The organism is Bacillus sp. S4 (assembly GCF_040838205.1).
Taxonomy (GTDB): domain Bacteria; phylum Bacillota; class Bacilli; order Bacillales; family Bacillaceae_G; genus Bacillus_A; species Bacillus_A cereus_U.
Genome location: NZ_JBFPJI010000213.1, coordinates 1 through 5,757 on the forward strand (window position 1 = coordinate 1; position 5,757 = coordinate 5,757).

Genomic DNA, 5,757 nt, shown 5'->3' on the forward strand with positions numbered 1-5,757 from the left:
GAATGAGAATCATTTATTGTAAAAGGGGGATGTCAAAGTGGCGAAAATTTTAATAGCGTATGCAAGTATGTCAGGGAATACAGAGAGTATTGCTGATTTAATTAAAGTAAGTTTAGATGCCTTTGATCATGAAGTAGTATTGCAAGAGATGGAAGGTATGGATGCTGAAGAATTATTAGCTTATGATGGAATCATTTTAGGATCTTATACGTGGGGTGATGGTGAATTACCATTTGAAGCGGAAGATTTCCATGATGAGTTAGAAAATATAGATTTAACGGGTAAAAAAGTGGCTGTTTTTGGATCAGGTGATACAGCGTATGAACTGTTTTGTGAAGCGGTAACGATATTTGAAGAACGTCTTGTAAAATGCGGGGCAGAACTTGTACAAGAAGGATTGAAAATTGAATTAGCTCCAGAAGATAAAGATGATGTTGAAAAATGCAGTGATTTTGCAATTGCTTTTGCCGAGAAGTTCTAGGAATGGGAGTGTCAACGTGGAAACAATGTTAAGTGCAACTGCTATTACAAAGTTAAGAGATGGGAAGCTTTTGTTAGCTACTACATATAATGGTTTATTCATTGAAAAAGATGGAGAATGGAAACAGGTTTTAACTGGTTTCCAAAAACGAATTCGAGATTTACATAGTGAAGGTAACGTAGTTTACGGAGTAGGAGACGAAGGAGTTTTTATTCGTAGTATGAATGGTGGAGAAACGTGGACGATCCAGCGCTTTCCAACGAAAGCAACGAGTTGGAATGTATGTAGTAATGAGAATGGAACAGTAATTGCTCATGGAGATAAAACACTGTATCATTCTAATGATTTTGGTTCCACATGGGAGACTATTCAGCCATTTCTTAATTACGGTAGCGAGGCACCATCTATTCGATCATTATTTTTATATAAACATTACTTATTTATCGGTACGAAAATACATACTAAATATGGTGGTGTTTGGCTTTTTGATTTAGAGACACGTAAATTAAAAAGGATTAAAATAGCGATGAATCAGATGATTTCTGCGTTGACTATACATAATCCCTATTTAGTATCGGCAAGTGGATCGTGCAAGGGAATTAGCGGGAATATTTCTTTTTGCAGAATAGATGAGAGTATCGAAAGTGATAAAATAGGTTGGCATACATGTCAAAGTGAACAAAAACCGAGTAGTTATTTAGATTTAAGTGTGGATCAACATGTGTTATATACAACGTCAACGCAAAATAAGGCGGGAATTAGTACCGTTTGCCGTGTGCTTCTTGAAGAAGGAATTGTTACAGTATGTGATTCGGTTAAAGGGCATGGTTGGCGCATTGTTAATGAAAAAGAAGGCTATGTTGTAGCTGGATCAGGTGAATTAAAAGAGATGCAATGGAAGAAAAAAGCTGTATAGCTTAAAAAAAACTTTACTTTTATTATATTGATATGATATAGTTACTTTAAACCATTTTACTTTTAATAATATAGAGATTTAAATGAGCTGTAACTTCCGAGGAGGATAGCAATGTTAAATCTCCTTGGGGGTTGCAGTTTTTTAATATATGATGTATTATTGTAAAGTGGTTGAAAATGAATATGTACATATAGGTACATTGTAGGAGGATTTTTTAAATGCAAAACGGTAAAGTAAAATGGTTTAACGCAGAAAAAGGTTTCGGTTTCATCGAGGTTGAAGGCGGAGAAGACGTATTCGTTCATTTCTCAGCTATCCAAGGCGACGGCTTCAAATCTTTAGAAGAAGGTCAAGAAGTTACTTTCGAAGTAGAACAAGGTAACCGTGGACCTCAAGCTACAAACGTAAACAAGAAGTAATTATGAAAAAAGAAGGGCTTGCCCTTCTTTTTTTTTGCGTTTTTATTGAAGGTCCTCCTATTTACATGTGATAATAAGACTGAATTTTCGATTTATATTTAAATGTATTAAATGTATAAACTGCATGTATAAATAGATACTGAAAATAAAGTAAAGCTGTTAATTAGGCTTTTCATATTAATAGGAATTAGAAAGAGGTATACAAATTGAAAAACGCTACACACTTCATTGTGTTTGATATTGAAAGGAATTTTAGGCCGTATAAATCAGAAGATCCGTCAGAAATAGTTGATATTGGAGCTGTAAAAATAGATGTGAGTACAATGAAGGTTATTGGAGAATTTTCAGAGTTAGTAAAACCAAGTGCCCCATTAACTCGTCATACAACAAAATTAACTGGAATTACAAAGAAAGATTTAATTGGTGCAGAGAAATTCCCTCAAATTATAGAGAAATTTATTCAGTTCATCGGAGAAGATTCTATATTTATTTCATGGGGAAAAGAAGATTATCGTTTTCTATCTCAAGATTGTACATTATACGGTATAGAATGCCCATGTATGGAAAAAGAGAGCAGATTTGATGTGCAAAAATTTGTTTTCCAGGCATATGAAGAATTATTTGAGCATACACCAAGTTTACAATTTGCAGTGGAGCAGCTTGATTTAACGTGGGAAGGTAGGCAACATCGTGCTTTCGCAGATGCTGAGAATACAGCGAATATATTTCTTAAAGCATATAGTGAGAGAGATATTAATAAGCGATACAAGAGACATGGTGAGCTTGAACTTGTAAAGAACGGAAAACTAACAGAAAAAGCGAAAAAAAGGATGCGAAAATGGGTGTTTAAAGAACTGAGAAAAAATACAGAGCGTCCTTTTGTATGGAGTGTATTTGAAAGTAGTGACACGTGGGAAAGTATAACGGAAAGATATTATATAAGTGAATCTGCAGTAGAACTTCTGAAGAAACACTTTCCTACGGCGGTGAGAAAGGCGGAAAGGCAGCTTAGGTATTTGGCTGAGATGGAGAAGGTGCAGGAAGAGGGAAAGGTAACGTAAATGTATTAAGGTGGCTAAGGCTAGTACTTGTTATGAGGAGAATTTATTAGTGAGCAATGTAAAAACTCCTATTCCATTTATAGATATAGGAGTTTTTTAGTATTTACTTTTTAAGTGAGTTGATCATTCTTTATATTCTCGAATAAACTCACTTACATTATCTGAAAGAAGAAAATGTAAAGACGCCGTGATAGTAGATATATCCCAGTCCCACCAAGAAATTTGTTGAAGTTCTTCAATCACTTCTGGTGAAAAACGATACCGAACCAACTTTGCTGGATTACCTGCTACTATTCCATACGGCGGGATATCTCGTGTTACAACGCTTCTTGCGCCAATAACAGCTCCGTTTCCGACTTTGACTCCAGACATAATCATAGCGCCACTGCCTATCCAAACGTCATGACCAATGATTACATCTCCCTTAGTTTTCGGATGACCGCTAAACCCCGCACCCTCGGGAACTATCACATTAAATGGATAGGTACTAATCCAATCTGTTCTGTGTTCGCCACCTAAAAAGACTGTTACATGGTCGGCTATGGAACAGAACTTACCTAATTTAAGCGAAGCTCCTTCCCCCCAAGTACGAACATTAAGGTCACCATATGACCAATCTCCTATTTCATAAGAAGCAAGCTGTGGATTTTGATTTAAGAACAACCCCTACACCTCCCAAATAGATATAGCATCTTATGTATATGGGTTTAGAGGGGAGTAAAGTAGTGAATGGTAAAATTAAATCTATAAAATGATAGCTTGTTTCTGTAAATCACACAAACATATTAGTATCCCTGCTTCTTCTCAGTCCGCTCAATCACGTCCTGCAGCTCATCCGACTTCAAAAACTCAAATAGTAGAAAGTTTTAGTACCCATATACTTTTAGTGACCACCAAATAGACACGGAAATGTGACCAAAATAAAAGAGCGCTTGTGAATAGCGCTCAGTAAAAAATAGTTATATGGAAGCATTTATTCAGTGATAGAACCGAAAATTTAAGTACTGTATGGTCACGCGTGTAGACACATAATTGTTATTTTAGTTGCCTTTTTACATTATTCTATTCGATTTCTCCTGAGCCATAACTATACTGCTGCTTATTCTCAATCCGCTCAATCACATCTTGCAATTCATCCGGCTTCAAAAACTCAATTGGAGAGAATCCTTTTTCGAACGTAAGTGTGTCTGCTTCAATCATTAATACATATCGGTCGTTTACCTTTGCAATATGTATTAGGTCTCCGAAATCAGCAAGTAGAGCCTTCACAGAGATATGATCTGCTTTTAGTTTTAATTCCACTTCAGGAGCGTGCTCGACGATTTGAGCAGTAGCTTCCATTACTTCTTCGGTTGAAAATTGTTCCATAATTTCGCGTTTCGGACTGGCAGCCCACACTTCCATTGCTTGGTCGAATTGTTCGCGTTCTTCCGTACCTTCTTCAAATACATCTTCAATTTGGTCGTATACCATGTCCATTACTTGTGTTTTCATAATTTCAGGCATAGAGCGTTCGTACTCGACGAATTTTAAGAAGTCTTCAAAGTAGCGGGCGTGTGATGCTTGGTGAATTTTTAGCTCGCCTACTTCGACCATACCTTCCTCAGGCATGTATGGGTATTGGATAGATTTCATATTCTTTGTTGTGATGGCCATTTCAACGTTACGAATAAGCGTTGATTCATCAGAAATGGAAGCAACCTTTGGTTCGAAGTCACATTTCATTACGAATACGAATGGATCATCAAAGTATTTACGTAGTTTTGCTTGAGCGATTAAAAATACACCACCACGTACAGCGCTTGTGTCAAGATATGTATAAACGAGAGGTTCGCTCATATCTTTGAAGTTTTCTTTTGTTTCTGCAAAGCGAATACGATTAAATAAGTTGTAATGAGGGTTTGAATCGAGTTCATGCCCTTCTTCTACAATAAAGCGACCAATCTTTGTTGGGGCTTGTTCTGTTTTTGCGTGACGTTCTACTTTTCGCTTTGAAATTTTTAATAATTCACCATTCAAAAATTCTTTTAAAGAGCTATCTTCATACTCTTCAGCGTCTAATGTTTGAAAATGTTTATAGCGTTTATCAACTGCTTCACCTTTTCCTTCTACTTGTACTACATAAAAGGAAAGAAAATTTATTTCAAAATCCATATTTATCACCTTGTTTCATTTCATTAACTCTTATCAGTATAGAGATGGAAAAAACTTTCGTCAATTTATATAAGGAAGGGGGAGTCCCTTCCTTATATATTTGTTATTTTCGAAATTAAAATCCGTCTTCTAATGCTGAAAATGGAATGTTTAGTCTATTTTCTACTGTACGTAAACGCTGATTTAAGCGGTTTAATCTACGTGTATGGCGCTCAACTGTGTTTTCTAGTTGACGTACTCTTTGTTCAAGCTCATTTACTCGTCGTTCTAGTTGACGGTTTCCAGTGCCAGGAAAAGAGATTGGAAGTTGAAATTGTCGATTTTGATCATATGGATTAATTTGCTCTGCTTGATCTATATATTGTTGGTATTGTGCTTGTAAATCATACTGAGGTTGGTAACCATCTTGGTTATATGGATCATAAGGATTGTAGGGATACATAAAAACTCCTCCATTTCTTAAAGGTGGGTTGAATTCATCATAATGTATGTGCGAAAGCGGAGTAGTGGCACGGCAAATACCTATATACGCTGAAGTGAATGATTGTTTTTACCTATAAAAGCTCGGTTTAAGTTGTTTAATAATGATCACATATGAGAAAGTGGTATTACGGTTTTTGAAGTATGCAGGTGACTAGAGAGGTGAAATGAAAGGGTTTTACATTTGTATTTCATCTGTTGAATGGTATATACTGGATAGAGATAGGGTACATAAAAGTTACAATC

At 36.0% G+C, this 5,757-nt stretch carries 7 protein-coding genes; 4 read left to right on the top strand and 3 right to left on the bottom strand.

Translation table 11 applies throughout. The features are described from left to right. Nucleotides 1-37: 37 nt before the first annotated feature. The 4 genes from AB3X48_RS16580 (at nucleotide 38) to AB3X48_RS16595 (ending at nucleotide 2,877) form a co-directional block, all read left to right on the top strand. Nucleotides 38-481: a flavodoxin gene (locus AB3X48_RS16580; protein ID WP_002160966.1), complete on the top strand. Its 444-nt coding sequence runs from the start codon at nucleotides 38-40 to the stop codon at nucleotides 479-481. A gap of 16 nt (nucleotides 482-497) precedes the next feature. Next, the gene (locus AB3X48_RS16585) at nucleotides 498-1,397 is read left to right on the top strand and encodes a WD40/YVTN/BNR-like repeat-containing protein (RefSeq protein WP_016105801.1); all 900 of its coding nucleotides are present in this window, start codon (nucleotides 498-500) and stop codon (nucleotides 1,395-1,397) included. Nucleotides 1,398-1,615: 218 nt separating this feature from the next. Beyond that, nucleotides 1,616-1,816 carry a cold shock-like protein CspB gene (cspB, locus tag AB3X48_RS16590; RefSeq protein WP_001179147.1) on the top strand — a complete coding sequence of 67 codons (201 nt, stop codon included), beginning with the start codon at nucleotides 1,616-1,618 and terminating at the stop codon, nucleotides 1,814-1,816. 206 nt (nucleotides 1,817-2,022) lie between these two features. Then, complete coding sequence (locus tag AB3X48_RS16595; protein WP_016105800.1) at nucleotides 2,023-2,877, top strand: exonuclease; 855 nt, start codon at nucleotides 2,023-2,025, stop codon at nucleotides 2,875-2,877. A gap of 123 nt (nucleotides 2,878-3,000) precedes the next feature. Here the strand turns inward: AB3X48_RS16595 and AB3X48_RS16600 are convergent, their stop codons facing one another. The 3 genes from AB3X48_RS16600 to AB3X48_RS16610 form a co-directional block, all read right to left on the bottom strand. Further along, the gene (locus AB3X48_RS16600) at nucleotides 3,001-3,540 is read right to left on the bottom strand and encodes a CatB-related O-acetyltransferase (RefSeq protein ID WP_002199728.1); all 540 of its coding nucleotides are present in this window, start codon (nucleotides 3,538-3,540) and stop codon (nucleotides 3,001-3,003) included. A gap of 399 nt (nucleotides 3,541-3,939) precedes the next feature. Beyond that, entirely contained in the window at nucleotides 3,940-5,031 is a 1,092-nt protein-coding gene (locus AB3X48_RS16605) for a DUF3900 domain-containing protein (protein WP_016105799.1), read from the bottom strand. Nucleotides 5,032-5,146: 115 nt separating this feature from the next. Then, nucleotides 5,147-5,473, bottom strand: a complete 327-nt coding sequence (locus AB3X48_RS16610; protein ID WP_016105798.1) for a hypothetical protein — start codon at nucleotides 5,471-5,473, stop codon at nucleotides 5,147-5,149. Between the last annotated feature and the right edge of the window lie 284 nt (nucleotides 5,474-5,757).

Coding starts and splice junctions, on each gene's coding strand:
- AB3X48_RS16605 (WP_016105799.1), bottom strand. CDS start 5,031: ATGGATTTTGAAATAAATTTTCTTTCCTTTTATGTAGTACAAGTAGAA.
- cspB (WP_001179147.1), top strand. CDS start 1,616: ATGCAAAACGGTAAAGTAAAATGGTTTAACGCAGAAAAAGGTTTCGGT.
- AB3X48_RS16610 (WP_016105798.1), bottom strand. CDS start 5,473: ATGTATCCCTACAATCCTTATGATCCATATAACCAAGATGGTTACCAA.